Annotated in this window: 24 protein-coding genes and 1 pseudogene; 14 read left to right on the forward strand and 11 right to left on the reverse strand. The window is 39.9% G+C overall.

What is annotated here, in order from left to right; all coding sequences use genetic code 11:
* Positions 1-544: 544 nt before the first annotated feature.
* Entirely contained in the window at positions 545-1,633 is a 1,089-nt protein-coding gene (locus tag RMY64_RS26425) for an aromatic ring-hydroxylating dioxygenase subunit alpha (protein WP_322701561.1), read from the reverse strand.
* A gap of 300 nt (positions 1,634-1,933) precedes the next feature.
* On the opposite strand from RMY64_RS26425, the gene RMY64_RS26430 reads away from it, so the two are divergent.
* Positions 1,934-2,359 carry a heavy metal-responsive transcriptional regulator gene (locus tag RMY64_RS26430; protein WP_322672154.1) on the forward strand — a complete coding sequence of 142 codons (426 nt, stop codon included), beginning with the start codon at positions 1,934-1,936 and terminating at the stop codon, positions 2,357-2,359.
* Positions 2,360-2,365: 6 nt separating this feature from the next.
* Here the strand turns inward: RMY64_RS26430 and RMY64_RS26435 are convergent, their stop codons facing one another.
* From RMY64_RS26435 to RMY64_RS26445, 3 genes are all read right to left on the reverse strand, one after another.
* A complete protein-coding gene (locus RMY64_RS26435; protein WP_322672153.1) occupies positions 2,366-2,593 on the reverse strand; it encodes a hypothetical protein in 228 nt (75 codons plus the stop codon).
* 22 nt (positions 2,594-2,615) lie between these two features.
* Positions 2,616-4,910, reverse strand: a complete 2,295-nt coding sequence (locus RMY64_RS26440; protein ID WP_322701562.1) for a heavy metal translocating P-type ATPase — start codon at positions 4,908-4,910, stop codon at positions 2,616-2,618.
* 221 nt (positions 4,911-5,131) lie between these two features.
* On the reverse strand, positions 5,132-5,326 hold the full coding sequence (locus RMY64_RS26445; protein ID WP_322672151.1) for a heavy-metal-associated domain-containing protein: 195 nt from the start codon (positions 5,324-5,326) through the stop codon (positions 5,132-5,134).
* A gap of 400 nt (positions 5,327-5,726) precedes the next feature.
* Between RMY64_RS26445 and RMY64_RS26450 the strand changes: the two genes are divergently transcribed.
* From RMY64_RS26450 to RMY64_RS26470, 5 genes and pseudogenes are all read left to right on the forward strand, one after another.
* Complete coding sequence (locus RMY64_RS26450) at positions 5,727-7,166, forward strand: RtcB family protein (protein WP_322701563.1); 1,440 nt, start codon at positions 5,727-5,729, stop codon at positions 7,164-7,166.
* A 104-nt stretch (positions 7,167-7,270) separates the two neighbouring features.
* Positions 7,271-7,495, forward strand: a complete 225-nt coding sequence (locus RMY64_RS26455) for a hypothetical protein (RefSeq protein WP_322672149.1) — start codon at positions 7,271-7,273, stop codon at positions 7,493-7,495.
* Positions 7,496-8,195: 700 nt separating this feature from the next.
* A pseudogene (locus tag RMY64_RS26460) lies at positions 8,196-8,610 on the forward strand (DUF1016 N-terminal domain-containing protein); the annotation flags it as partial.
* Between the two features lie 129 nt (positions 8,611-8,739).
* A complete protein-coding gene (locus RMY64_RS26465; RefSeq protein ID WP_322701581.1) occupies positions 8,740-8,919 on the forward strand; it encodes a PDDEXK nuclease domain-containing protein in 180 nt (59 codons plus the stop codon).
* Positions 8,920-8,936: 17 nt separating this feature from the next.
* Complete coding sequence (locus RMY64_RS26470; RefSeq protein ID WP_322672146.1) at positions 8,937-9,140, forward strand: hypothetical protein; 204 nt, start codon at positions 8,937-8,939, stop codon at positions 9,138-9,140.
* A 110-nt stretch (positions 9,141-9,250) separates the two neighbouring features.
* Here RMY64_RS26470 and RMY64_RS26475 read toward each other — a convergent pair whose 3' ends face one another.
* Positions 9,251-9,586: a hypothetical protein gene (locus RMY64_RS26475; protein ID WP_322672145.1), complete on the reverse strand. Its 336-nt coding sequence runs from the start codon at positions 9,584-9,586 to the stop codon at positions 9,251-9,253.
* Between the two features lie 400 nt (positions 9,587-9,986).
* Here RMY64_RS26475 and RMY64_RS26480 point away from each other — a divergent pair, with 400 nt between their 5' ends.
* From RMY64_RS26480 to RMY64_RS26495, 4 genes are all read left to right on the forward strand, one after another.
* Positions 9,987-10,196 carry a Rieske 2Fe-2S domain-containing protein gene (locus RMY64_RS26480; RefSeq protein ID WP_322701582.1) on the forward strand — a complete coding sequence of 70 codons (210 nt, stop codon included), beginning with the start codon at positions 9,987-9,989 and terminating at the stop codon, positions 10,194-10,196.
* A 138-nt stretch (positions 10,197-10,334) separates the two neighbouring features.
* Positions 10,335-11,120: an HAD family hydrolase gene (locus tag RMY64_RS26485; protein WP_322672144.1), complete on the forward strand. Its 786-nt coding sequence runs from the start codon at positions 10,335-10,337 to the stop codon at positions 11,118-11,120.
* Positions 11,121-11,289: 169 nt separating this feature from the next.
* Positions 11,290-12,468, forward strand: coding sequence for a DNA double-strand break repair nuclease NurA (locus RMY64_RS26490; protein ID WP_322701564.1), 1,179 nt, complete (start codon positions 11,290-11,292; stop codon positions 12,466-12,468).
* Between the two features lie 479 nt (positions 12,469-12,947).
* The gene (locus RMY64_RS26495) at positions 12,948-15,641 is read left to right on the forward strand and encodes a PAS domain S-box protein (RefSeq protein WP_322701565.1); all 2,694 of its coding nucleotides are present in this window, start codon (positions 12,948-12,950) and stop codon (positions 15,639-15,641) included.
* Between the two features lie 97 nt (positions 15,642-15,738).
* Here the strand turns inward: RMY64_RS26495 and RMY64_RS26500 are convergent, their stop codons facing one another.
* On the reverse strand, positions 15,739-17,913 hold the full coding sequence (locus tag RMY64_RS26500; RefSeq protein WP_322701566.1) for a DEAD/DEAH box helicase: 2,175 nt from the start codon (positions 17,911-17,913) through the stop codon (positions 15,739-15,741).
* A 210-nt stretch (positions 17,914-18,123) separates the two neighbouring features.
* Between RMY64_RS26500 and RMY64_RS26505 the strand changes: the two genes are divergently transcribed.
* Entirely contained in the window at positions 18,124-18,504 is a 381-nt protein-coding gene (locus RMY64_RS26505) for a Spx/MgsR family RNA polymerase-binding regulatory protein (RefSeq protein ID WP_322672140.1), read from the forward strand.
* Positions 18,505-18,637: 133 nt separating this feature from the next.
* Here RMY64_RS26505 and RMY64_RS26510 read toward each other — a convergent pair whose 3' ends face one another.
* The gene (locus RMY64_RS26510; protein ID WP_322672139.1) at positions 18,638-19,468 is read right to left on the reverse strand and encodes a lectin ESA-2; all 831 of its coding nucleotides are present in this window, start codon (positions 19,466-19,468) and stop codon (positions 18,638-18,640) included.
* Positions 19,469-20,162: 694 nt separating this feature from the next.
* On the opposite strand from RMY64_RS26510, the gene RMY64_RS26515 reads away from it, so the two are divergent.
* Together RMY64_RS26515 and RMY64_RS26520 are read left to right on the forward strand one after the other, a co-directional pair.
* Entirely contained in the window at positions 20,163-20,594 is a 432-nt protein-coding gene (locus RMY64_RS26515) for a DoxX family protein (protein WP_322672138.1), read from the forward strand.
* A gap of 29 nt (positions 20,595-20,623) precedes the next feature.
* On the forward strand, positions 20,624-21,190 hold the full coding sequence (locus RMY64_RS26520) for a DUF2808 domain-containing protein (protein WP_322701567.1): 567 nt from the start codon (positions 20,624-20,626) through the stop codon (positions 21,188-21,190).
* A 149-nt stretch (positions 21,191-21,339) separates the two neighbouring features.
* On the opposite strand, the gene RMY64_RS26525 is transcribed toward RMY64_RS26520, so the two are convergent.
* The 4 genes from RMY64_RS26525 to RMY64_RS26540 form a co-directional block, all read right to left on the reverse strand.
* Positions 21,340-21,783: a type II toxin-antitoxin system VapC family toxin gene (locus tag RMY64_RS26525; protein WP_322701568.1), complete on the reverse strand. Its 444-nt coding sequence runs from the start codon at positions 21,781-21,783 to the stop codon at positions 21,340-21,342.
* A 2-nt stretch (positions 21,784-21,785) separates the two neighbouring features.
* The gene (locus RMY64_RS26530; protein WP_322701569.1) at positions 21,786-22,058 is read right to left on the reverse strand and encodes a DUF2281 domain-containing protein; all 273 of its coding nucleotides are present in this window, start codon (positions 22,056-22,058) and stop codon (positions 21,786-21,788) included.
* A 205-nt stretch (positions 22,059-22,263) separates the two neighbouring features.
* Entirely contained in the window at positions 22,264-23,598 is a 1,335-nt protein-coding gene (locus tag RMY64_RS26535; RefSeq protein ID WP_322701570.1) for a serine/threonine-protein kinase, read from the reverse strand.
* Between the two features lie 321 nt (positions 23,599-23,919).
* Positions 23,920-24,966 (reverse strand): serine/threonine-protein kinase, encoded by a 1,047-nt coding sequence (locus tag RMY64_RS26540; protein WP_322701571.1) that lies wholly within the window; start codon positions 24,964-24,966, stop codon positions 23,920-23,922.
* Positions 24,967-25,275: 309 nt separating this feature from the next.
* On the opposite strand from RMY64_RS26540, the gene RMY64_RS26545 reads away from it, so the two are divergent.
* Positions 25,276-26,595: an acetyl ornithine aminotransferase family protein gene (locus tag RMY64_RS26545; RefSeq protein ID WP_322701572.1), complete on the forward strand. Its 1,320-nt coding sequence runs from the start codon at positions 25,276-25,278 to the stop codon at positions 26,593-26,595.
* Positions 26,596-26,618: the final 23 nt, after the last annotated feature.

The raw sequence follows: 26,618 nt of genomic DNA on the forward strand, positions 1-26,618 counted from the left end.
ATCGCCTACATTTGTGATGACCCGTAGCCAAAAATGGATAAAGTCGAGCTTAGAACAGCAACTTCTTGATGAAGAAGCGAAACTAGCATATCTCAACGATGAACTTGATAAACTTGAGTCTGCATTACAATCATGAGATTTATGTAAATATACAGTTATTTAGTACATAAAAATCAGGATTTACTCACCTAGAAACAAGGAAAATAGAGATATTCAGTTAATTGGTGTTTGTTTATACTATTTCATTTTTTTGTAGTCGTTATACTCATAACTTAGGTTCTACCTGGGAATTAGGAAGTGGCTTATGCCACTTCTTTTTATTTATCTAGTAATCCAGTAAAAAAGTAACTTTGTTAAACTTTTAATTTTTATTAATCGTTAGATCATTTTGGAAAACATTTGCTAGACATCCATTGGTCGAGGCGTACATCTATACGCCTCTACAAACGATTCATTTCTTGAAAAGATTGTTGACAATAGTTATAATGCGTGCATTTAATTGGCCAAGCAGTCTGACGAACTTTTGGTCATAATAAACATGGTGTTAGTCATTACTCATTGTATCTTCCCATCTCTCACGTTTGGGCTTGCTTTCCACATCGCGCGATCGCATTTCTTGCCAAGTCCCCCACATTAGGGATTGCTGTTTTTCAACATGGTTAATAAACTGCATAATTGAGTAATCTGCTTTGATGGGAGTTTTCAAATCAAACTGAATTGTTTGAAGAATCTTGATGTCACCCATGAGAAAGTACTTAGCCGCAATTTTAGTCAGCCATAGCACAACTCGATTGCATAACCAACCAAAAACTCCTTTACGTTTTTTAGTCATCAACAAAACTTGACCTTCAGTTTTTCCCCCTTCGTGGAGGCGAACTGCAACCATCATGTGGACATGAAAGAAATCAGGCCCAAGTGTCACAATGCCAATGCTACCGAACCAATAGCAAATACTGTAAGTTATGACATTTTTGTAGAAAAGACGGATGAGCTTAATCAAAAAGAAATTGTCTTTGATGGGTGTAGTATTACTGAAGATAATCGCATTCTCGTTTAGTTCGTGTCTTTCAAAAATAATTTCTAGTGGCAATTGGTGAACTGTATTGAGGTGTTGAGCATCAATCGCATTAATCATCACCACATTAGGATGACAGTTCAGCAAGAAGTGGGAATGGATGGCGACATCACACTCTTTTTGCTCTAACTCTGGAACAAAAGGTAGAGGTTGCTGTGGTATTTCTCCAGTCCAAACCCAAATCATCCCGTACTTTTCAGCAGTGGGCCAAGTTTGTAACTTTAGGGAAGCTGGTACATCTAAACACGGAATATCAGTACACATTCCTTCAGCATCAAACTTCCAGTGGTGGAAAAAACAACGTAGTGCATTACCCTCAACTTTGCCTTCAGCAAGGTGAGCGCCCATGTGTGGACAGTAGGCATCTAAGGTAACTACTATTTTATCTTTACCACGGTAAATTACTAATTCTCTACCCAAAATCGTGACAGGTTTTACTTCACCCACCCGCAGATTTTGAGAGGGTATTACCCAATACCATCCCTCAATAAAACGCTCTGGATTATTGAAAATTTTAGGTTTACGGATTGAGCTAAAAGTCTGCGAGTTGAGATTCATTTTTATGGTTTCACTTGAAGTGAAGCAGTTAATCTAGAAGTAACATGGCAACTCCAAAAAAACAGTTACTTTCAGTACCATGAGAAACAGCTACCCATTAACAATTCAAAATTAAAGACATTTCAGATATGGATTTAAACCCTGACTAGAATTGGTGCTACATGTAGATGTAGGGGTCTTAAGCCTTTTAATTTACGATAAAAAGTTCTAATACTGGTGATAATATTTCGCTTACCTCTCAAACCACTTGATGTTTAGCAAAATATGTAATAATATTTACAAGCCTTGGGAAAATCTACCATGTTAACTCAAGATAAAAAACTGCTTTTAATTGGTCAGGTAACAGATTTAACTGGAATACCCATCAGAACAATTCGTTATTACGAGAGTTTAGGTTTAATCAATTCATTAAGACGAACCGAGGGAGGCTTTCGCCAGTTTTCATTGGATGTGCTAACTCGTCTAGCATTCATTAAAAGGGCACAAAATCTTGGTCTTAGCCTAGAAGAGATTGGAAATATTCTTCAAGTTTATGACCAAGGGCAAACTCCCTGTGGTGAAATCAAAGAAAAGCTTGAAGATAAAGTCTTGCAGATCGATCGCCAAATCGATCAGCTGTTAACTTTGCGCTCTGAAATTAAGGGATTACTTTCAGGCTGGAAGAATATCAGCAACCATCATGAGAAGACAATTTGTCCGATTATTCAAAACACCTCTCAGGACTGACACTAATCAGGAATCAGGACTTTTATAGAGAAGAAACCACCACAACTCTAGTCCAATTAAAGCTAAACCTGCGATCGCAACACCAACTTTCAAGCCCAAAGGTTGCTCAATACTATGAAATTCGCTGTTTTGCTCTGGTGAATGGGCTGGCATTTCTGCTAATGTTACGCCTGATGTTCCTGCGAGCAGCACTAAAGCTGTAAGGCTTCCCCAAAGCGTTTTTTGAGTGAACATTTCCTAAATTACCCTACAATTATCAGATAGTTTTTGGTTGAAAGTTACGCAATCTGAGGGCATTGCTAACAACAGACAGCGAAGAAAGAGCCATCGCCGCGCCAGCGATAATTGGATTGAGTAACCAACCAAAGATGGGAAACAAAATTCCCGCCGCAATAGGAATACCAATGACGTTGTAAATAAAGGCAAAGAATAGATTTTGCCTAATGTTGTTGATGGTGGCGCGACTAAGTTGAATAGCCGTGACAATTAAGAGCAAATCGCCAGAAATTAGAGTGATATCGCTAGCTGCGATCGCTACATCTGTTCCCGTCCCAATAGCAATTCCCACATCAGCTTGTGCTAGCGCTGGCGCATCATTTATCCCATCACCTACCATTGCGACAATTTTAGATTTTGGATTTTGGATTTTGGATTTGGGAAATTTCTCTATCTCCCCTTGCAAAGATTGAATAATCGCTGCCTTTTGATCTGGACGCACTTCGGCAAAGATTCGCTGGATGCCAACTTGTCTTGCGATAGCTTCAGCAGTTTTACGATTATCTCCAGTAAGCATTACTACTTCTAAACCTAACTTCTGTAAGGCTTTCACCACTGTTGCTGACGAAGGTTTTAGGGCATCGGCAATACCCATTATTCCTTGTAGTTCGCCATCCACAGCAATCAAAATGACTGTTTTACCAGAGGCTTCCCAGGCATCTTTATACTGCTGGAGACTCATGGTGTTAATTCCAAGTTCTGTTAACCAGCGTTGTGTACCAATTTGCACAAGCTGATTTGCAACAACTGCTTGCACGCCACTACCTGCATTAGCTGCAAAGTTCTTTGCATCTATTAAACTCACTTCTTGAGACTGGGCGTATTTTACAACCGCTTCAGCTAAAGGATGCTCAGAATTGCGTTCTACCGTTGCTGCTAACTGTAAAAGCTTGATTTCATTACCATTAGCTGTGCCGTTGACTGTTACAAAGTCTGTAACTGTCGGTTTACCCTGAGTCAAAGTGCCGGTTTTATCTAGAACGATAGTTTGAATTTTGTGTGCTAGTTCTAAACTGTCAGCACCTTTAATCAAAATGCCATTTTCTGCACCTTTGCCCGTCCCAACCATTACAGAAGTGGGCGTAGCTAAACCCAAAGCACAAGGACAAGCGATAATTAGTACACCCACCGTTGTCATTGTTGCTAGGGTAAGGTTGCCCGTGAAATTAAACCAAATGATGAAAGTGGCGATCGCGATCGCAATCACAGCTGGTACAAACCATCCTGTAACTCGATCTGCCAAGCGCTGAATTGGTGCTTTAGAACCCTGTGCTTGTTGCACTAGTTTGACGATTTGAGCCAAAAATGTATCATTTCCGATTCGTGTCACCCGAAACTTAAATGCACCCGCACCGTTAATCGTCGCCCCAATTACCTCATCTCCTGGCTGCTTTTTGACTGGCAAACTTTCACCCGTCACCATCGCTTCATCTACTGTCGAAGCGCCTGTAATCACTTCGCCATCTACCGGAATTTTTTCACCAGGACGCACCAAAATTACATCGTTGATTCTGACTTCGGCGATGGGAAGATCAATTTCTCTACCATCGCGAATGACTCTGGCATCTCTAGCTTGCAGTCCAATGAGTTTGCGGATGGCTTCAGAAGTTTGTCCCCTAGCGCGATTTTCCAGCAACCGCCCCAACAAAATTAAGGTAATGACAATGGCGGCTACTTCGTAATAAATATGAGGTATCAAGCCTTGAGTAATAAAAAAGTTCGGGAAAACAGTGACAAACAAAGAATATAGATACGCTGCACTTGTGCCCAAAGCAATCAGCGTGTCCATCGTCGCTGTATGCCGCTTAAGGGATTTCCAGCCATTCCGGTAAAAAGATCCACCACACCAGAACACAACGGGTGTTGTCAGCAGTAATTGTATCCAAGGATTTTGCAGGAAACTTGGAATCAAGGGTAAATTTAGCCCAGTCATCATGGGCAACGACCCCAAAAATAGGAAAATGCTGATTACACCTCCCACTGCTACTTTGAGGGAGAGTTGGCGTTGTAATGCTTGCCTACTTGCAATCTCGGCATCATCTTCTTCAGTGAGCAATTCTTCCTGGAGTGAGTAGGAAGAGTATCCCGCAGCAGCGATCGCACCTTGGATTTTCTCTAAATTGGCTAGAGAGCGATCGTATTTGATGGTAGCTTGCTCGGCTCCAAAATTAACGTTGCAGTCAATTACCCCAGAAACAGAGCGAATTGCCTTTTCGATATTGTTGGCGCAAGCGGCGCAACTCATGCCTCGAAGTTTGAGTGTGAGAGTATCCATAACTAGATGAACCCCTGTAATTGGTGTGAGAGGAGCGTGAAGAAGGCAGGAGGCAGGAATATTATCTGTTGCTCTCAACTCCATCTAATTGCAAGCCACCAAATCATAAATTTTGATTAGGGACTTAACGCGGCAGGAGGCTCCAGAGAATTATTCCTTCTGCCTCCTGTCTGGTTGTTGAGCGTAGTCGAAACACCACCTCGTGCCTTTCTTGCTAAAAATTAAGCAACTGGATAACCCGCAGCAGCTAACGCTTCCTTAATTGCTGTTTCTGATGCTTGAGTTTCAACATTGACAAGCTTGGTTGTTGGATCGGCCTGAACGCTAGCATTGGCATCGACTGCCTGAAGTGTTTTGGTGATGGTGCTTGCACAAGCAGAACAAGCCATGTTGGGAACTGTGAGTTGGAGAGTCATAGATTTACGGGATAAAATGAACGGATGATTGAGACGTATCTCTCACACATTAGAAATAACTGGAAAGAGAGTCGCCTTGAATTTATCCTAGACTCTCTAGCCGGCTGGAGAGTCTAGAGATTTTTAAAAGTTTTTCGCCAAACTTCAAATTTATTTACAACTTTGGTTTGACTGAGTAACCGTTGCCCATCAAAAATACAACGTACTACAAAACACTTGTCATTTGATGAAACAGTGTGTTATTAAGGCTATATAACCACATTAGTCAGAATTAACTTGTTGTTTTGCCCACAGTTCTGGAAAAATGACCTTCTGCACTAATTGAGACGCGGCTGCTGAACCAAGTCTCCTCCTCTCTTCACAACAAGAGGTCTTATTTAAGACCTTATTTGGAGTTTTCATGCAGCCAAAAAATCTTAAACGTCTCCTGCGTGCTTTAGAGCGGCAAGGTTTAGATGTAACTTATAACAATCGCACTTATTCAGTTAGTTTAATTAATTCTCCTGATGCCCCTGTAGCAGAAGTGTTGCTGCCAGAAGACTTCCCCGTAGAAGCTAAGGCATTGAAGCAGTTAGCAAATTTAGCAAGCGTCCGTCACCCATCAGGTGGATGCGTTTGTCGTGCCTGTGCTACGCCTGACTTTCACCCAGGTGATGCGGGTGTTGCCATTGGTTCAGTCGTAGAAACGGTGGGTCAAGTCATTCCTGGTGCTGTCGGTTCTGACATCAATTGTGGGATGCGCCTGCATGTTGTTGATTTGACAATCGACGAATTCCTGGCAAAGCGCGACCAATTCGTAGAACGGATGAAGGGGGATTACTTCTTCGGTACGCGTGATGTGACAATGACTGCTCAAGCAATGCGATCGCTATTTCAGTACGGAGTTCCCGGTTGGCTGGATGCCATGCTAGACGAGCCTACGGGGAGTGTAATCAAATCTGATTTGTCACAACTTGCCCAAGAGAGCGAACGCATTTTCTTAGATGGTTCAATGGATGGTGACTGGAAACTAGCGCCTGAAGAATTGGTTCCCGATGCTGGACTAGTACGCGATGGCGGACTGGCAACCATTGGCGGCGGCAATCATTTTGTCGAAGTGCAACGGGTTGATAAAGTTGAAAATCGCCCACTTGCCCACGCCTGGGGAGTGCGCGAGGGACAGCTAGCTTTTATGATTCACTCTGGTTCTCGAAACGTGGGTAAGTATATTGGGGGAATGTGGCGAGATAAAGCTAAGGCGACTTGGCAAAAAGGTCTAAAGTACCCTGATTCTCAGATTTTTCCTCTCTCTACTTCTTCTCACCCGGAACTAGTTGCCAGTTACCTACAAGCTGAGGCAACTGCTGCTAACTATGGCTTTATCAATCGCCTGCTGTTAGCGGAATTGCTACGTCTGCGTTTGCGGGAAGTATACAAAGATGTGGAAGCACCTTTAGTTTATGACTTGCCCCATAACATCACTTTACCAGAAGGTCAGGGATGGGTAACACGCAAGGGCGCTTGTCCTGCCCATATAGGACAACCAGTGATTATCCCTGGTTCGATGGGTGCTTATTCTTATCTGATGGTGGGTAGAGGGAATCCAGCATTTTGTAATTCGGCCTCACATGGGGCGGGAAGAATTCGTTCTCGGTTCGACCTCAGTCGCAAAGGTGCATCTCAAAGTCAGGCAGAACTGGGATTAACCGGAGTAGACTGCATCACCTTGCGTGAAGAACGCCGAATTGAGGAAGCACCTGCTGCCTACAAACCGATTCAGTCTGTGATTGATGTGCAAGTTGAGGCAGAAATGGTAAACGTTGTGGCGCGATTGAGTCCGGTGTTGACGTTTAAGGGGTAGCTGCCAAATAAAAAGCCCCTGGTAAACACCAGGGGTATCCATCTTTATTCCCTCATTTAGAATCGCATCTGTGAAGCTATAGTAAATCCGTATTGATGCGATAATTGCATATTAATGATGATTATTTTGCAATTGGCGAGTTAGATCGGAATTTACTCAGTGGCATGGATGAGAGCGATGTCTACGACGGGCTAGACCTACGCTTTTTTGCAATCACCATTCAAAACATGGGATTGTGTTCATTATCCCAACACTTGCGATCGCTCCAATTTCTGCCAGTATGTTCGCATTCAGATGCATTATCTATCCAAGGAATCGATGTAGAGTGATACGAGTTTCCAATGGAAGCGAATAAGCTAGCACTGAATAAGGGTAATAATAAAGATAAAATTATTAATGTACCAATTGGTAGAGTGATTAAATATGCAGTCAGCAGTAAAATGTTGCTATGAGTCAAAATAAATGTACCTATTTTCTTGTTTTTTTGACGAGTTTTTAAGCTGGTTTTTGAATTCGAGAAATGCATAATGCAACCCTATTAATACCAGTTTATATAACAATCAAATTTGATTTTTAAAAGCCAAGCTAACTCAGAGCAAGCGCGATCGGGTTTTGCTCTCAGTATATTTAGCAAAAATCAAATATGATTCTTATATAAGTATGGATTTTTACGTAAAAATATTATTCAGGCTATACACTCTGATGTCAAAGGTACAAGTGACGACTTCTTAGAACCTTTAATTTTTCAGGGCTAAAAAAGGTTTTTAATGAAAAAAGATTGAAGTTGTGGCGATCGCTCTTGCGTAAATTCTGGCAAATTCCACTCACATCCTGTTTAACCGATACAGCAAAAATACTGCCATAATGCTGGATACTTGTATACAGCAGGTTTCAAGTTGGTGAAGTACACAAACTAAGTCTATTACCCAGACAGAAAGAGTGTTTTACTTCTAAATTCTGCTGTATCTGTATCTGATACCAGAATTTGGTGTGATGGTGGCAGAATAAAAGTAGCACTAATTCTTTTTTATGCCTAGAGACGATAAATCCGAAACTTCACAAAAGAGTGCATCTGCGATCGTTGGTTATGAAGATTTTTTAACTGAACTAAAAACACGAATTTCTAGCGCTCAGTTACGAGCCGCAGTTGCAGTCAATAAAGAATTACTATTACTCTACTGGCAAATTGGGCGAGATATTCTGAATCGTCAACAGCAGCAGGGTTGGGGCGCAAAAGTTATCAATTGACTTGCAGAAAGCTTTTCCAGAAATGAAAGGCTTTTTGCTTCGCAACCTTAAATATATGCGGGCATTTGCCGAAGCTTATCCAGATGAGCAATTAGTGCAACAACTTGTTGCACTAATTGCCTGGGGTCATAATGTTCGGATTTTGGATACTGTTAAAGACCAAACAGAACGCTTGTGGTATGTACAACAAACTATCCAGCATGGATGGAGTCGGAATATTTTAGTTCACCAGATTGAAAGCAAGTTGTATCATCGTCAGGGTAAAGCAACTACCAACTTTAACCGCACTTTACCTCAAGCACAATCAGAATTAGCACAGCAATTGTTGAAAGACCCCTACACTTTTGATTTTCTCAATTTAGGAGAAGATTTTCTGGAACGTGATTTGGAACGTGCTTTAATCAAACACATGCGCGATTTTTTAATAGAGTTAGGAGTTGGTTTTGCTTTTGTAGGTAGTCAATACTATCTTGAAGTTGGTGGTGAAGACTTTTTGAGCAGTTAGAAGCTGAATTAGAAACAGTGTCAATTATAGATAATATTAATGGAATCAGTGGTTCAGATGGAAAAATGGAAATAATGCATTATCCAGTAGATGAAGCATATAAAAGGTTTAAACTACAGACAAAAAGAACTAAGTTCTCACCAAAAGAAATAGGAAACGAAGTTGCAAAGATTTGGAGCGAAATAAATACTAATACAACTAAAGATTCTGATTTAATTTAGAGTGTATTCCAATGCAGAGGAAAATATCTTCAATCTGCTGTCAACGCGAGACACAAAGAAGCAGAGAGTATTTAATAACTTCTCTGCGTCTGTGCGTATTTAATAGACAACTACCACCAAACTCGATTTCCATTTTCGTCAACTCGTGCTTCCCGAATCATGTCGGAAATTTCTTCAGCATCTTTAACGTGGTGGAGTGCCTTTTTTTCACCATCAGGTTCATCCACAACGAAGTAAGTTGGCACTGTGATTTTGTCGCCTGTAATGTCTGGTACATCATCAACAGCTGCCTGTTTAGCCTTCTCTTCAACTGATTGAGGCTTATCAGAAATTCTATCTCCTGGATTCGCGGTTAAGTTTCTTTCGTTCACATCTGGCTTTTCACGAGAATCCCGATCTTCGCCTACTGGTTGATTAATTTGATTTTCTTGATTTTTATCACTCATGGCGCTTTCAGTTATTCAAAAATGGAACTCGACTAACAACAGCTTAAAAAATTAAAGACATAAAGAGTTCTTTCTCTGGAGAGAGTTTGAGAAGATATTTTGAAGAATTTTTTTTTAAGGAGCATATCTGAGGTTATAGTTTAGCTCTGAGGTTTATAAATAACCTCCTACTCCAGAAATAAATAATAATTAAAAATTACAGTTTAGGCGCAACTCTTAAAAAAACTAATTTTATGAAAATCAACCCACAGTAAACACAAATGTATATTAATATTAATGCGATCGCACCGTAGTATATTAGTAGACCTTTGTGGCTAAATCCAATCATCATGGAAGATTATTCTACTAATGGTAAAATTATCTGATTATTCAAAACGGGCCACAGATTGCTGAGTACGCTATCAGTCCAATCTGTACCCATTTAGGATGTACAGTCAAGTGGGATCTTGAGAAGAATCACTTTATTTGTCCAAGTCATGGATCTCAATACGATTCTCAAGGCCGAGTTGTTCGTGGGCCAGCTAAACGCTCTTTACCACTAATCACCGTAGTAGTCAAGCAAAATCAAATTCGTTTAGTCGATCGCAAACCTGCTGTAGATCCTCGTTAACCTACCATTAACAAATCAAATTTTACAATGCCACCACAGTTTTTCAGCAAATTTATGAATTATAAAAGACTAACAAAAATTACTGCATGATTTAAATTTGTCGGGTAAGCTGACAACAGCAGTTTTATTCTCAAACCAATGACCACAAGTAGTCCCCAAATTTTAGCCCTGGACTTTGATGGAGTGATTTGCGACGGATTAATTGAATATTTTGAGGTAGCATGGCGTACCTACTGTGAAATTTGGTCTTCTGCTAACGACACACCGCCAGATGATTTGGCTTTAAGATTCTATCGACTAAGACCTGTTATTGAAACAGGTTGGGAAATGCCCATTTTAATTAAAGCCTTGATAGATGGAATTTCTGACGAAAAGATTCTTCATGAATGGGTGAGCATTGCCCCACAAATTTTGTTAAACGATCGGCTTCAAGCAAGAGAAATTGGTGTAAAACTAGATAACCAACGAGATGAATGGATTACCACGGATTTAAGTGGTTGGCTGAGTCTGCATAGATTTTATCCGGCTGTAGTAGAAAAAATCAAATTAACTATCGACAGTGGAGTTAAGCTATACATTGTGACAACTAAAGAAGGGCGTTTTGTACAGCAGTTGTTACAACAAGAAGGAGTAAATTTACCACCAGAATCAATCTTTGGGAAAGAAGTTAAGCGTCCCAAATATGAAATTTTGCGAGAATTAATTCAGTCATCAGAAGACAAATCTGTTAGTCTCTGGTTTGTAGAAGATAGACTCAAGACATTACAATTAGTCCAACAGCAAGCAGACCTTGAAGATGTGAAACTTTTTCTTGCAGACTGGGGCTATAATACCCAAGTAGAACGAGAAGCTGCTCAAAACGATCCGCGAATTCAGTTGTTATCACTTTCTCAGTTTGCCAAAGATTTCTCAGCTTGGCTTTAATATATTAAATATTTAGTCAAAAAGAGATGTAGCAGTGCTACGTCTCTATAAAGATTTTGAATAATGCATATTTAATTTCTGACGTATTTATATAAATCAAATATGTATTTTGTCAATTTAGTGAAATAATAACTCACAAGTATTCACTCCTCACTTCGCACTTACTTTTATGCTTGACCTAACAAAACTGGCGCGACAAATGCAGGGTTTAAGTCAGCATCTTACCTTAGAAGCTGCTGCTAGTCGTCAGCGTTTAGAACTGGCACAACAACATTTAAAAAATGCCTACGAGTGTCAACAAGATTTAATCGATCGCCAGGAAAAATGGCGCGATCGCATTCTCTTTGCTAATGCTACCCCAATTGAGGCGCTAGAAACCTGCATCGATATCCCAGTTCCCCCAAAAATTCATACTGTCATCGCTACCGATGGTTCTCAAATTGCCCCCAACCATCATGAAATTGCTTACTGTTATCTGCTAAATATTGGCAGAGTCGTCTTGCACTACGGACAAAATCGCCATCCGCTACTCGATAGTTTACCAGAAGTATTTTATCGTCCAGAAGATTTATATATGTCTCGGCAATGGGGAATTAGAACCGAGGAATGGATGAGTTTTCGCCGCACTGCTTCAGAAACAACGGTGTTAGCAGAACTTGCGTGTGATGCAGCACAAGCGGAAACGCCAGCGCTAGCGATGGTAGATGGTTCGCTAATTTACTGGTTTTTAGAACAGTTGCCGATGGATGCACGCGATCGCATTTTACCACCCATCCTAGAAGCTTGGCAGCAGATGCGTGATGCTCAAATTCCTTTAATGGGCTATCTTAGCGCCTCTCGCAGCATCGAAACAATGAACTTTTTACGGTTATTAGCTTGTCCCCATCCAGTGCCAGACTGTAAAACTTATTGCCCAAATCAGTTAGAAAAAGTAGCTTGTAAAATTTTTGAACAGTTGCGAGATACTTCTGTTTGGTCAACCCGACTCAAACCAGGACAACGCAGTACTCTGTGGCGCAGCAATTCTCCTATTCTCGAACTTTATGGCGATCAAACAATTTACTTTTGCTACGTCCACGTTGGCACCGAAATCGCCCGAATCGAAGTTCCAGTATGGGTAGCCGAGAATGCAACCATGTTAGACCAAGCACTGGGACTGATGTTAGCACAAGTACAAAAAGGATATGGCTACCCTGTAGCGATCGCCGAAGCGCACAATCAAGCAGTGGTAAAAGGTGGCGATAAAGCGCGTTTCTTTGCTCTTCTCGAACAACAAATGATTAAAGCTGGCTTGAAAAACGTGGGAACTTCCTACAAAGAAGCCAGAAAGCGCGGGAGTATTGCTTAAAAATAATTTGTAATGACGCTCCTGCGGATGCTCGAATACTCGCTACCGCAACGCTTTCGCTAACGTAATTCATAATTCGTAATTGAATTCTTAACTACGAATTACGCTTTGTGGTACTAATGCCTTAGCTACTTAAGGACAATTACAAATAAAAATTCTGATTAATTCAGTTTACGTAACACTTCTTATTTTAAATTTAAAATCTAAATGTTTACTTTACAGCTTTTTAGGGAAACCTTTATTTAGTAGAGAATTAACTCGATAGCTAGCTAGTTTACTCAGTAGAAACGACTAGATACTTATTGGCTCTACATCAAGTTAATTACGTTTTTATTGGTAAGCTCAACAGTCTTGGTTAGAACTAGCATGACGTGAGTCTCTGGGTTGATAGATTACATCAAAATAGTAATTCAACTTCAATAAAGAAACGTATTAACTTATTTAACCTTTTTCAAAAAAGATTCATACCTAAAAAGCTGATGAAACTAGTTCAATATGAGTTCAATAAATCTGAAGAAAAATATTCTCGCTTTTTCTCACTTTCTCTAGATTTATTGTGTATTGCTAACTTTGATGGTTATTTTAAGTATTTAAATCCGGTTTGGACAAAAATATTAGGTTGGTCAATTCAGGAACTTATTGCTCAACCCTTTATCGAATTTGTTCACCCTGAAGACCGCGAATCTACTATTGCAGCAGCCCAAAATATCACACAATCTGTAGATGCAGTCAGCTTTGAAAACCGTTATCTTTGTCAGGATGGTTCTTACAAATGGCTGTCATGGAATGTAACTGCTTTCAGTGAAGAAAAATTGATGTATGCAGTAGCTCGTGACATTACTGCTAATAAACAGAATGAGATAGCGCTAAAAAATTCTATCCAAGAATTAGAAGCTTTTAAATTTGCCTTAAATGCTCATTCACTGGTAGCTATTACTGATAGAACTGGAAAAATAACTTATGTCAATGACTTATTTTGTGAAGTTTCTAAATATTCTTCAGAAGAACTTTTAGGGCAAGATCATCGGATTATCAATTCTGGACACCATACAAAAGAATTCTTTGCAAACTTATGGAAAAGTATCGCCCAAGGGAAAATCTGGAAAGGAGAAATTCAAAATAAAGCTAAGGATGGCACTTTTTATTGGGTGGATACTTTGATCGCCCCAATGTTGGGACAAGACGGAAAGCCCTATCAATATGTATCGATTCGCACAGATATTACACAGCGTAAGCTTTCAGAGTTAGCTTTATTGGAGCGATCGCGCTTGTCAGTTTTGAGTGCAGAAGTCAGTTTAGCCTTATCTCAAAGTGGCACACTTCCAGAAATTTTGCAAAATTGTACAAATACTATTTCCCAATACCTTGATATCGGCTTTGTTTGTATCTGGACATTTGAACGACAAACAAACCAGCTACAATTACAAGCTGGTGTTCATTGCACAGATATTACCTGTAGTACTTTGAGCGATACCCAAGATTTCCCAGAACATATTGCTTTAGTCAATAATATTATTGGCTTAATGATTCAAAACCATCAAGCTATTTTTAACCAAGAATTATCTGTTAATCATTCAGAAAAGCTTATAGAGTCTACATTCTCAATTTCTCGATTTTCTGCTTATCCCTTAATAGTAGAGCAGCAAATAATCGGTATAATGGCTTTATTTAGCAAACAATTATTTACCGAACCAACTCATAATCTATTAAATTGGATTGCTAATAATATTGCTGTGGCTATTGACCGAATCTGGGCACGAGAAGAACTCCTCAGCCGTCGGGAAGCTTTGTTACTGCGTCTAGCTAGTCAAATTCGCAGTTCTCTTGACCTAGATATGATCCTAGAAACTGCTGTGAATGAAATTCGCAGCTTATTACAAATTGACCGTTGCTACTTTCTTTCTTATTTACCGCACCCATCCCAAGCAAGCCTAACTATTACCTATGAAGCACGAAACCCTAACTTAACAAGTATGCTAGGCAGTATTCCACTGCAAAAAAGCAATTTTTTAACTCAAAATCTTCTCTCTCAAGAGCTAATCTGCATCGAAAATATTAATAGTAAATCACAACTTGATTATGATATACAAGAACTTTTAACTGAGTTTGGCATCACATCTCAACTAATGCTACCAGTTAAAAGTAATTCTGGAGAAATTGGAGCAATTGTGTGCAGTCATTGTAGTGGCGATCGCATTTGGACTAACAGTGAAATTAACCTGTTACAAGCTGTTTGCGATCAACTAGCGATCGCTATCGATCATGCACAACTTTATACCCAAAGTCGCACTGCTACTTTAGAAGCTCAAACCCAAGCTGAAAAACTCACCGAAACCTTGCATAAATTGCAACAAACTCAATCTCAACTGATCCAAAATGAAAAAATGTCTAGCTTAGGGCAATTAGTCGCTGGAGTTGCTCATGAAATCAACAATCCAGTTAATTTTATTCATGGTAACTTAACCTTTGCTAATGAATACTTTCAAGAGATGTTAACTCTTTTGCACCTTTATCAGCAACATTATCCCCATCCAGAAGTAGAAATTGAAAATTTTGCTAAAAAAATTGATTTGGAATTTCTTACTAGTGACCTTTATCAACTTCTATCATCGATGAATATGGGTACTAATCGTATTCGTGAAATTGTTTTAGGATTGCGAAATTTTTCTCGCCATGATGAAGCAGATAAAAAATTAGTTGACATTCACGAAGGAATTGAAAATACCTTATTAATTTTGCATCACCGTTGGAAAAACAACGGAATTGGCTTAGATATATCTATAATTAAAGAATATGGTAATTTGCCTCTAGTTGATTGTTATGCTGGCCAGTTAAATCAAGTGTTTATGAATATTTTAACTAATGCGATCGATGCTTTAGAAGAGTCAATGGTTAAGATAAAAACAAATCATAAACCGCAAATTGTAATTCGTACTGAAGTTTTAGAGAGTAAATTTGTTGTCATCCGAATTGCTGACAACGGATTAGGAATGGTAGAAGATATTAAAAAGCGGTTATTCGATCCATTTTTCACCACGAAACAGGTAGGTAAGGGAACAGGTTTAGGACTATCAATTAGCTACCAAATTATAGTAGAAAAACATGGTGGAATTTTGAATTGTCTATCAGAACCAGGAAAAGGCACAGAATTCTGGATTCAAATTCCAATTTAAAACTTTTGAAGACTGGAAAAATCTTAAATTATGATTTGCGATCGCTCCAAAAGTTAATTAAAAAATAGCTACTTTTAAAGAGTTCCGAATTATATTTTTATTCTTCCCACAATGCCACTTGTTTTTTGAGTTCATTCATATCCAAATAATCAGTAGCAAAAGCTTTTCGTAAAAGGGAATGAGGAATAAAACCATCATATTTTTGAATTTCCGGTGCTTCTGAGCTACTGACTAAATCTTCTGGAATAATTCTTTGTTCACATAATGAAGTAATTTCACGATAAAGATATTTAAATTTATCCTTGCCTAATTTAATTGTCAAATAATAGGGATTTACTCCGCCAATACTTGTAATTTCCAACGATTCGCGACAGTATGAGTTGAGTAATCTTTCTAAGGTGCGATAAGCAACCGTACCCATCCAAGGAAAAATACAGCATTTACCTTTTTCTAATTGCAAAATATTCTGCTTATCTAATCCAACTTGCTGCGCCATTTGGCGAACTTGACATAACCGTTTCCAAGCATTTTTTTGTAAGTAACTATACTGGATATTCTCAAATAATACTTGCTGCATTCGTTGCAAAACTTTGGTATGAATAGTCCCACCACCACCACGCCAATAAATACTAGATTTACCCTCAGCTTGTTTAACAAAAATAGCCTTCTTCTTGAAGTCAACTTCTACGACTTCCCAACTTCTGCCAGCTAAAGCAAATTGATTGCCAACAGGAAGCGGTGTGACAATACTGCCAATTTCTGTTGTACCTTGCTTAACAATATATTCTTGCTGTTCAGCAAAGACAGCATAAAACTGAAATTTTCTCACCACCTTTTCTCCTGCCAAATCCAGGATTAATTTACCTTGTTCAGTCTGCTGAATATGACCAATATCAATTAAATAGTGTAGTAATAATTGAAAATCTTCTTTTAAAAGAGCATTAAAGGGGGGTAGACTAAAAATTTGTTTAGCTAGAGCATTAGCTGAAATTTCCCCTGCTGCTGTTAAAATACTCATGGTTTGGTGATAAAGCAAACTCAAAGGATATTTAATTGGTCTAATTGGTTCAATCCATTGTTCCTCTAAATAAAGTTGAATAATAGCAATACATTGCAAAAGTTGCCAGGGTATTTGTTCTGCTAGAGAAGCTTCTGCTAATGGCTTATCTTCAGCGCAGACAAAACGCATATCAGCAGCTTCTCCTCTTCTACCACTTCGTCCCAAGCGTTGTAAAAAGCTAGCTACAGACAAGGGTGATTCTAACTGAATCACTCGCTCTAAATGACCGATATCTATACCTAATTCTAGAGTCAGAGTGGCGGCGGTAACGGCTGGATTGTTGGGTTCACGCATCGCATTTTCAGCAGCTTGCCGTAAGCTAGCAGATATACTCCCATGATGCACATGATATATATCTGGTAGTCCTTGTTCTGTAGCAATTTGTCGCAAAGATGCAATTATAGATTCGGTACGTGTGCGATTATTAGCAAATATCAGGCATTTGCGAGACTTGCTGAGGTTGAAAATATATTGTTCATCTGCTGTTGCTTCTGATTCATCTACTTCATCAGTAATATAAAAATGTTCTACAGCTAGTTTTATCTGGCGTTTTATACCATCAATTTTTGGTGTAATTACTGGCTTATCTGTTCCTGAACTCAACCAATTTTCCGCTATTGAGTAATTCCCAAGAGTTGCCGATAAACCAATACGACGCGGTTGTTTTTGCGTCAACTTTGCTAAACGTTGTAATTGGCAAATAATTTGACAACCGCGTTCTGAACCCATAAAGGCGTGAATTTCATCAATGATGACAAACCTTAAATCACCAAATAAGCGAGGTAGGTCTTGATTTTTGTTAATTAGCAAACTTTCTAGAGATTCTGGGGTAATTTGGAGAATGCCTTGCGGATTTTTTAACAGTTTGTTTTTTCGAGTTTGCGAAACATCACCGTGCCAGTGCCAAACTGGAATATCTGCTTCTTTTAGTAAGTCATTAAGACGCTCAAATTGATCGTTAATTAAAGCTTTGATTGGACTAATATATAATGCGCCAATTGTGGCAGCAGGGTTGGTATGTAATAGAGTCAAAACTGGCAGAAAAGCTGCTTCTGTTTTCCCAGCAGCAGTTGCAGCAGTAACTAGCAAGTGAGCATCAGTGTCAAATATAACTTGACAAGCGGCAATTTGAACTGGTCGTAATTCAGTCCACTGGTGATGATAAATATATTCTTGAATGAAAGGTGCAAGTCGGTTAAAGGCATCGCTCATATTTTTTATGGATAAAAGTGTTAGTAAAACTACTCCTTGGTATTTTAGAACCCTCGAATTATGGATCAACCAGTTCCATACTTGGAATTACCGATTGCTAAAAGCGATCGCTACTCTTAAATTTCTGTCGTAGAGACTCTACGACAAGAGCATTGATAGCAGAAGTTCCACCTACTATGTCATATATGGAGATTGTTGCTTAATTATTTTATGTCTATTCAAGTCTACGGAATTCCCAATTGCAGCACTTGCAAAAAAGCTTTGACGTGGCTCCAACACAACAACATTGACCATGAATTTATCAACACCAAAGATACTCCGCCGACTCGTGAGATGATTCAAAACTGGGTAAAGTCTTTGGGTTTTGCTCCCATGCGAAACACCTCTGGTCAATCCTACCGCGCTTTAGGAGATGAAAAGAAGACTTGGGCTGATGAACAGTGGGTTGATGCATTCACTCACGATGCGATGCTGCTCAAACGTCCACTTTTCATCAAAGATGGAACAGCTGTGTTGGTCGGCTTTAGAGATGAGAGAATAGTTCGAGAAAAATTAGATTTAGCTTCAGGAGTGTTGTTAGCGGATAGCTAAGGTTTAGCCTGTGCTGAGTGCTGAGTTACCCTATAGTTACATCATAACCCCCTGCCACGAAACAGCGAGCAGGGGGTTAGGGGTGCGGTTCAGTACCTACTTAACCGAAAACCTATATAGGGCGATCGCCTTTTTAGATTTGGTGCGATCGGAAGCCGATAGGGCCTTCACCAGAATATGTCGTGGTTCCAGTTAGGGTCTTCCCACCATCATTAGATGTGACATTGAGCGCTACTACATTCTGTCCCACACGAGCACCGATTATCCAAGTCCCACCAGGATTCCAGGGTGCTGTATTACCACCCCACTGGTTTTCTACTGTGTAGTTGTTGCCAGCGACAATGTTACCTTTAAAGCCGATGGGGCCTTCACCAGCATAAGTGATAGTTCCAGTCAGGGTTTTACCGCCATCGTTCGATGTAATATCGATCGCAACAACATTTTGATTCGATCGAGAGCCAAGTACCCAAGTCCCACCAGGATTCCACGGAGCAGATGAGCCTCCCCATTGGTTTTCCACATTATAGACACGGCCATCAACAGCAGCACTCTTAAAACCGATGGGGCCTTCACCAGCATAAGTGATAGTTCCAGTCAGGGTTTTACCGCCGTCGCTCGATGTAATATCGATCGCAACAACATTTTGATTTGATCGAGCGCCAAGTACCCAAGTCCCGCCAGGATTCCACGGAGCAGATGAGCCTCCCCACTGGTTTTCTACGTTGTAGTTGTCGCTTCCAGTTAAGGTAGCCTTAAAACCGATGGGGCCTTCACCAGCATAAGTCGTAGTTCCATTAAGTGTTTTGCCGTTGTCACTTGATGAAACTTTGAGTTCGACAATGCGCTGATCTGCTCTAGCTCCAATTACCCATACTCCACCAGGATTCCACGGAGCAGATGCACCACCCCACTGATTTTGTACATTGTATAGATTATTAGCATTAGTGGTTGTTGTAGCTGTCATTGTTTTCCTCCAAAGTTTTGATTGTTTAGTCAAAGTGAATCTATAGCAATCCAATTTGATTTGGAAAAAATTACGCACAATTAACAATACCTTCGCCAAATTATGAGCCTTGACATCGAACAAACCTAAGATTTTAAATGCTCCTTTTTGCCATGTAACAAAAAATTCCGTCATGAAAATTTTGTTCTGTATGGTTTTACAGAAGTATTTTTAACTGTCGTGTACATCTTAGTGCAGATTCTAGTTTCTGCCTCATATTCAAGCAAGCGCTTGTCTTAGGCTATTTTGGCAAAAGTATTGTTAAGCAGCAAATATTACTGTTTTGCGCTGTCGTAGTTATACTAATACAAGAGTAGTTAAAAATGCAAGCGTAATTAAAAAAATTTTGATAAAAATGTGGTTTTGCTTTACTAACCGAGCCGTGACATAGTTAATAAATCCTTTAGTACAGTCCGGTGCATCAGTTTTATTTATAGTTGCAATCACTTTTTTCAGGAGTAGCCCAGTTGTGAGTTCCGTTAGCGGATAGCTAGGTTTAGCCCGTGCTGAGTGCAATTATTGCTTTTTTACTCAGCATTGTTTTGGTAAGTACTTGGGAAAATTTTGTCGATTTTTACTCCTATTGACTCAATGCAGATTAACATCCATCAGTCAAACTGAAGTAATAGGGCAAGTATATAAAGAGGCAAAAACCATGAATAAGCATAAGGAAACATTACGTGTCATCCTTGCTATATCTATCATTGTGGTTGGAGTAACACACTTTCTTGTTCCACAAGAATATGTCAAAATCGTGCCGCCACAACTACCTTATCCTTTAGGATTAGTTTATCTCAGTGGCTTTTATGAAATTTTGGGTGGCATCGGGTTATTAGTTCCGCCTGTAAGTCAAGCTGCTGCTTGGGGACTTCTTGCTCTTTTTATTGCTGTTTACCCTGCCAATATTTACATGGCGGCTAATCTGATTAAGATTGAACATATACCAAATTCACCTTGGGTACACGTAGTTAGGCTTCCCCTTCAAGCCGTTTTAATTGCTTGGGCTTGGTGGTATACAAAATCTTCCTTTGGGGAAAAACAAGCTTCGATCGTTCCTCAGTCATTGATTCCCAAGGAACTAGAATAAGAATAAGTGCGTTTTTTTATATCTGAATTATGCGCCTTACAACTTTGTTTGGAATAACACTCTCGTTAACAATTGGCATTGGAGAAGTTACGCTGCCGGTGGCTCAAGCTGTGCAGCTTAGAGATGGCTTAGTCTATTTCGTCCAACCGCCAAAACTTGTTGAAGCGATAACTACTTACAAAGATGTTAATGTTTTGAGCGCAACTTACTATTTCACCATCAATGTGCCGGAAAATGCTGGAGAATCCCTCCAGAAGGTAACGATCGCCCAAAAAGAGGGGTCAGAATACATCCGCTACAATCTTGATGATACCCGTGCATTTGTCGGCACACGCGATCGCAAAGAAACGCAACTGCAACTAGCTTCAGTCATAAACGAGCGCAAGACACGCACGGTTTCTGTAAGCTTTGACCCACCTGTAACTCCAGGACAGACAATTACCATCGCCCTCCGCCCAATAAGTAATCCCAGCTTTTCTGGTGTTTACTTATTGGGTGTTACTGCATTCCCTGTGGGTGAAAAATCTCACGGTCAATTTCTTGGCTTTGCACGATTTCAGTTTTACAGCAATAGAGGAAGTTGGTGGTTCCCATAGAGAGAATAGGGGATAGGGAATGGGGAATGGGAAATATTTTCTACAAGTACGGCGTTGGGAATGGGTGTGGAAATATTCGTGAGATGCGTGGAGAAGTTTTTGAATTAATTGAGTAGGTGTAAATTAGCTGTTTTTTTACCCTGTTTAATTTACACCCAACTTTCCCAAGAAATTTCTCTTACTTGTCGCATTCGCTCAAAGTCGCTATCAGATGAAACAAGAGTCAATGAATGACGTAGAACTGTAGCAGCTATCCAGAGGTCATTTTCACTAATGCCTATGGTATTTAGTTTGGTTGTTTTACGTTTATTTTTGTCTTTTGGGCCGAATTGCTTGATAATTTCTGATTTAAAATCACCATAGATTTCTGTTGTTTCTTTGTCGATACCGTATAGGTTAATTCGTTTGAGAAATGCATTAATTTTTATTAAATTAGCAGCTTTTTGATGTGAGTTTTGTGCCATAAAGTGCAACTCACCAGCAACAATAACACTGGTTGCTAATTGTACCTGACCAAGCGATCGCAAGTGATTTACAACGCTAGGCACACCTTCCATCAAGAAAGAACAGTGATTAGTATCTAGTAGATACATAATTAAAATTCTAGAGATATCCGACTGTCATGCACTAGTTGTAGGCATTCTCTAATATCTGAACCTTCCCAACTGCCCACAAATTCTAATAAATCTTCAGCAGTAGAACCTGTTAAGCTATGCTCTGTTATAAGCGTTTGAGCAGATTGACTATCTGAAGATATACTATTTTTTTCATGTTTGACTTGCAAAAATTGTACAAAGTCTAAAATTTCTTGTAATAATGGTTCAGATAATTTTTCTAATTCTTGGTTAATTTGTTCTTTAATAGTCATTATTACCCCTGTGTTTACATGGTTGAAAAACTGGATATTGATTTATATATTATTTAATATCAATTGCGGTTTTTGTGTTTGCGAGGTATGCGCCCTAGTGGTCGCCTATTTAAACAGTGCCAGGTAACGAAAAGCTAGAACCCGCAAGGCTTCGTGGAATATATCTTGTTCACAAAGTTTTCCAAATCTCTAAAACCTTTATAGATTACAATTTACAAGTCTGGAAACGAGAGAAGAGATTTTCCCCCTTGAACCCCGACCATGTGTAAAAGACCTTCGGCAGATGCCCAACAGGGGCATTTAGAGAAAAGTTGTACTGATTATAGGACAGCCAAGTTCCTTCTTTGTACCAGCCTACGCGATCGCCCAACATTCTCTCCGTTTCATAATCTACTTTGCCGCCACACTCTAGCCAAATACGTTTTTGTACACTAAAGCCAAAATGACCATTGCTGTATTTTACCCACAATTGGTCAATAGTGCGTAAGTCGGTGCAGGGAAAGTTTAGTATGTCTTCATAATTAAGCAAGCCTTGCTGTTCTCTTTTGACTACTTTCAGCATGACTTTGGTGGTTTCCTCATGTGCGGCTTTCCATTTGCCCGCTTTGAGTAATTCTTGTAGCGTGTGGTAGTCTACCCTCACATCTGAAGCTAATATCAATACTTTTATACTCTCAATTTCTACAAAATAGCTCCCCGCTTGCGAGAAGGAGAGTAAATTCAACCACTCTTCCATTGTCTGGGGTCGGTTTTTTGCCTCTAATGCCATTCCTTGCAAAATCGCTTGATTTACCTCATCACTAAGACTAGAGACAAGTTGCTTTGGTGGTACTAATTCCTCTTGATCGTACTTGCGGTCAAACGAATTGGTGGGGCGTTGTCCAGTTATGGCATAGTACAAAGATCCAGCCAAGCAATAGACATCAACTGTTGGGTGACGAATCCCTTTGCGTGTTAACTCATAAGGTGCAAATGCTTTGTTACCAAAAGACCTAGATAGGGTACTCGGTGGGGACATATCGCCAGCAATACCAAAGTCTATTAACACCGCTTTGCCAGAGTTATGAACCTTTGAATCAAAGTTGAGCATAATATTAGGAGGAGTGACATCGAGATGAAAAACTTCTTTTTTATGTACATCTACCAAGGCTAAACCCATTTGGCGGATGTATTTTACAGCTTCAGTTTCGGGTAATTTCCCTTGGCGTTGCACGTATTCCCATAAACTCTCGCCTGCTATATATTGCATCTCTAAGCAGTAGCGACCATCTTCTTCAACAAAAAAGTCGAATACTTGCACAATATGGGGATGTGAGTCTGTACAACACATTGCTAGCATCTGTGCTTCTTTTTTGAAGCGTTCAACATACTTGGGATAGTCTGGATCTCGTTGAACGCTGATGTTAGGGGTTTTGATGACGACTCGACGGTTTAGCTTGGTATGCATTGCTTGGTAGGTAAGTGCAAAACCGCCACCACCCAAGTATTTTTCTATTTTGTATTTGCCGTTGTATATTAGCTGTCCGTCTTGCCAGAACATATACCCAATTTATTGATGGCTAATGTTGATTGTGACACGCTTTTTCTGAGTTCTCGTGGTTGGCGTTGCTGAATTAGCTCATGCAGGGGCGCAGAGAGGAAGGTTGAGGTCTTCTGGCTACTGCTGAACTAACTATTGGAGTCGCAAAAGCTACTAATGCGACTTGAAAACCAACTATTGGAGTCGCAAAAGCTACTAATGCGACTTGAAAACTAACTATTGGAGTCGCAAAAGCAACTAATGTGACTTGAAAACTAACTATTGGAGTCGCAAAAGCAACTAATGTGACTTGAAAACCAACTTTTGCGTAAGTCTAGCATATTACCTATTTTGTGGTTTAGCAGAAGATGATGGCGTTTGTTGTGTTGGGCGATTGATAGGTGCTGATTTGTCTGGGAACCAATCTTTGAATAAATCTGCGCCGTCTTTGATTCCTGATATCAAGGCTGCAAATAATGCTAATACCCCCATAATCTCTAATATCCGTGCCCACAAAGGTTGCGCCCAAAGAAGTTTGGGAAGAGAAAGACTTGCTGTGTTTAAACCTAATTCTTTTAACCAGTCTTCTACTGTTTGGGGACGCTTGTCTGGTTCTAATTCCATTGCGTGCAGAATGGCTTGATTGACGCGATCGCTAATCTTATCATTCAATTCGTTAGGTGGAATTAAACGCTTATTGTTATCTTGACGCTCAATAGCACTTTCTGGCAGTTTTCCTGTTAATAAAAAATATAAAGTTGCAGCAAGAGAATAAATATCAGTCCAAGGTTTACGTCGCGCCTGTTGTCTAGGAGAGTTGGAATACAGTTCAATTGGTGTAAATTTGTCAACTAAGTTACCGCGACTTGATACTGGGTTATCAACGAATCTTCGTGCTAAGTCGAAGTTTATCAAAACAACCTGATGCGTACCCGACCGCAAAATGATATTTTCAGGTTTCACATCTCGATGTAAAAATCCTTGTTTATGAACTGCAATGAGTGCTTTCCCAATTTGTTGGATGTAATCTAGAGCCTCTTTTGCTGGGAGAAATCCTCGCGGTTGGACAATATTGGCTAAATTATCTCCTTGAATATACTCCATGATCATGCATTTTAAATCACCTGACTCGAAGGTATCAATGACTTGAACAATATTCGGATGTTTGCATATTGCTAGTTTACGGGATTCATCTGCAAAACCTGATTTTAAGCGATCGCGGTCTTCGTTACTTAATTGATTGAGCAAATTGGAATCCAATGTTTTAATCAGAACATTCTTGCCATCCCGATCCTCAGCAAGATAAGTAATAGCGAAGTTCCCCTGTCCTAACTGTTGCTTAATTTCATACCGATCGCGGTGTAACTTTTGTCTAGATGCCCAAGTCATTCGTTGATTATCTCAGAAAGTTATATTAATTTTTGCATACAGCAATTCTCCTGTGGATGTAATACAGGTTCTCTCAATAAATGTTCTGTAGCTTGTACAGCTGTTATGCTTGCTTCAAAAAATGTAATATGACGCGATCGCAGAAGTTGTGTTATAAACACGGGCAAAGTCTTACAAAATACGAAAATCTTTACTATAAAGCTTTTTCGTTAAATGCGTAACTCCTATATCAATGGCATCAAATGCTACTGTAACCAATCAAGCTTTAGCGTTTAATCATCAGTAATCTTTAAAAAATAGAAAAAAATTATGTTAAGTATTCCTATTAACTTAAATTTACCTCGTACACCCCGTTTAGTAACTTCCTTACCTGGGCCTCGCGCTCAAGCAATTGTACAACGCGATCGCGCCGTAACTTCTCCTTCTTATACCCGCGATTACCCGTTAGTTGTATCTCGCGGTCAGGGCTGTATGGTAGAAGATGTGGATGGCAATGTATTTCTGGATATGACCGCAGGTATTGCTGTTACCGCTACCGGACACGCTCACCCCGAAGTTGTCAAAGCAATTCAAGAACAGTCGGCGCGGCTGTTGCACATGTCAGGGACGGATTTTTATTATGAGCCGATGGTGGAACTAGCGGAACAATTAGCAATTCGCGCTCCTTTTCCCCACCCACAAGGTAATGCTGGGTTTCCTGCAAAAGTATTTTTCACCAATTCCGGGGCAGAATCGAACGAAGGAGCAATCAAACTAGCTCGATATTACACCAAGCGATCGCTAATCGTAGCCTTCTTAGGTGCATTTCACGGACGCACTTATGGAGCGATGTCTCTGACTGGTTCCAAAGCAGTGCAGCGAGCTAACTTTGGGCCTTTAGTTCCTGGGGTAACTCATATCGCTTATGGCACTCACGCTAGCTTAGATTACTTGGAACAACAGCTATTTACAACGATTTTACCACCGCAAGAAGTAGCGGCGATCGTCGTCGAACCGATTCAAGGAGAAGGTGGATATATCGTACCCGAAGATGGTTTCTTGCAGCGAATTCGGGAGATATGCGATCGCTACAGTATTCTGATGGTAGTGGATGAAGTACAAGCGGGAATGGGGCGGACTGGTCGCTTATTTGCGATCGAGCATTGGAATGTGATGCCTGATATCATTACTACTGCTAAAGGTATCGCCAGTGGTATGCCGTTAGGAGCGATACTTGCTAGACCAGAGTTAATGACTTGGCCTCCTGGTTCTCACGCTACTACATTTGGCGGTAATCCCGTAGCTTGTGCTGCTGGTATTGCCACATTGCGACTGCTAGAAAGTGGTTTAATGACCAACGCTACCCAGATGGGAGAATTCTTACAAGCTAGTCTTACCGAGTTGCATCAAAGATTTCCCAGAGTATCACCACCACGAGGTAAAGGTTTGATGGTAGCGGTAAATTTATTAGATGAACAGGGTAATCTCGATTATAAATTGCGCGATCGCATTATTCAAGAAGCTTTTTTACGCGGTTTATTATTGCTAGGTTGCGGTAAAGCAGCAATTCGTTTCTGTCCCCCTTTAGTTATCGACAGCAACCAAATTCAAACTGCCCTTCAGATTATCAGCGAGATTTTAAGCTCTTAAAATATTAGGAAGAACAAAAAAGA

It is taken from the genome of Nostoc sp. DedQUE08 (genome assembly GCF_034530895.1).
Classification (GTDB): domain Bacteria; phylum Cyanobacteriota; class Cyanobacteriia; order Cyanobacteriales; family Nostocaceae; genus Nostoc.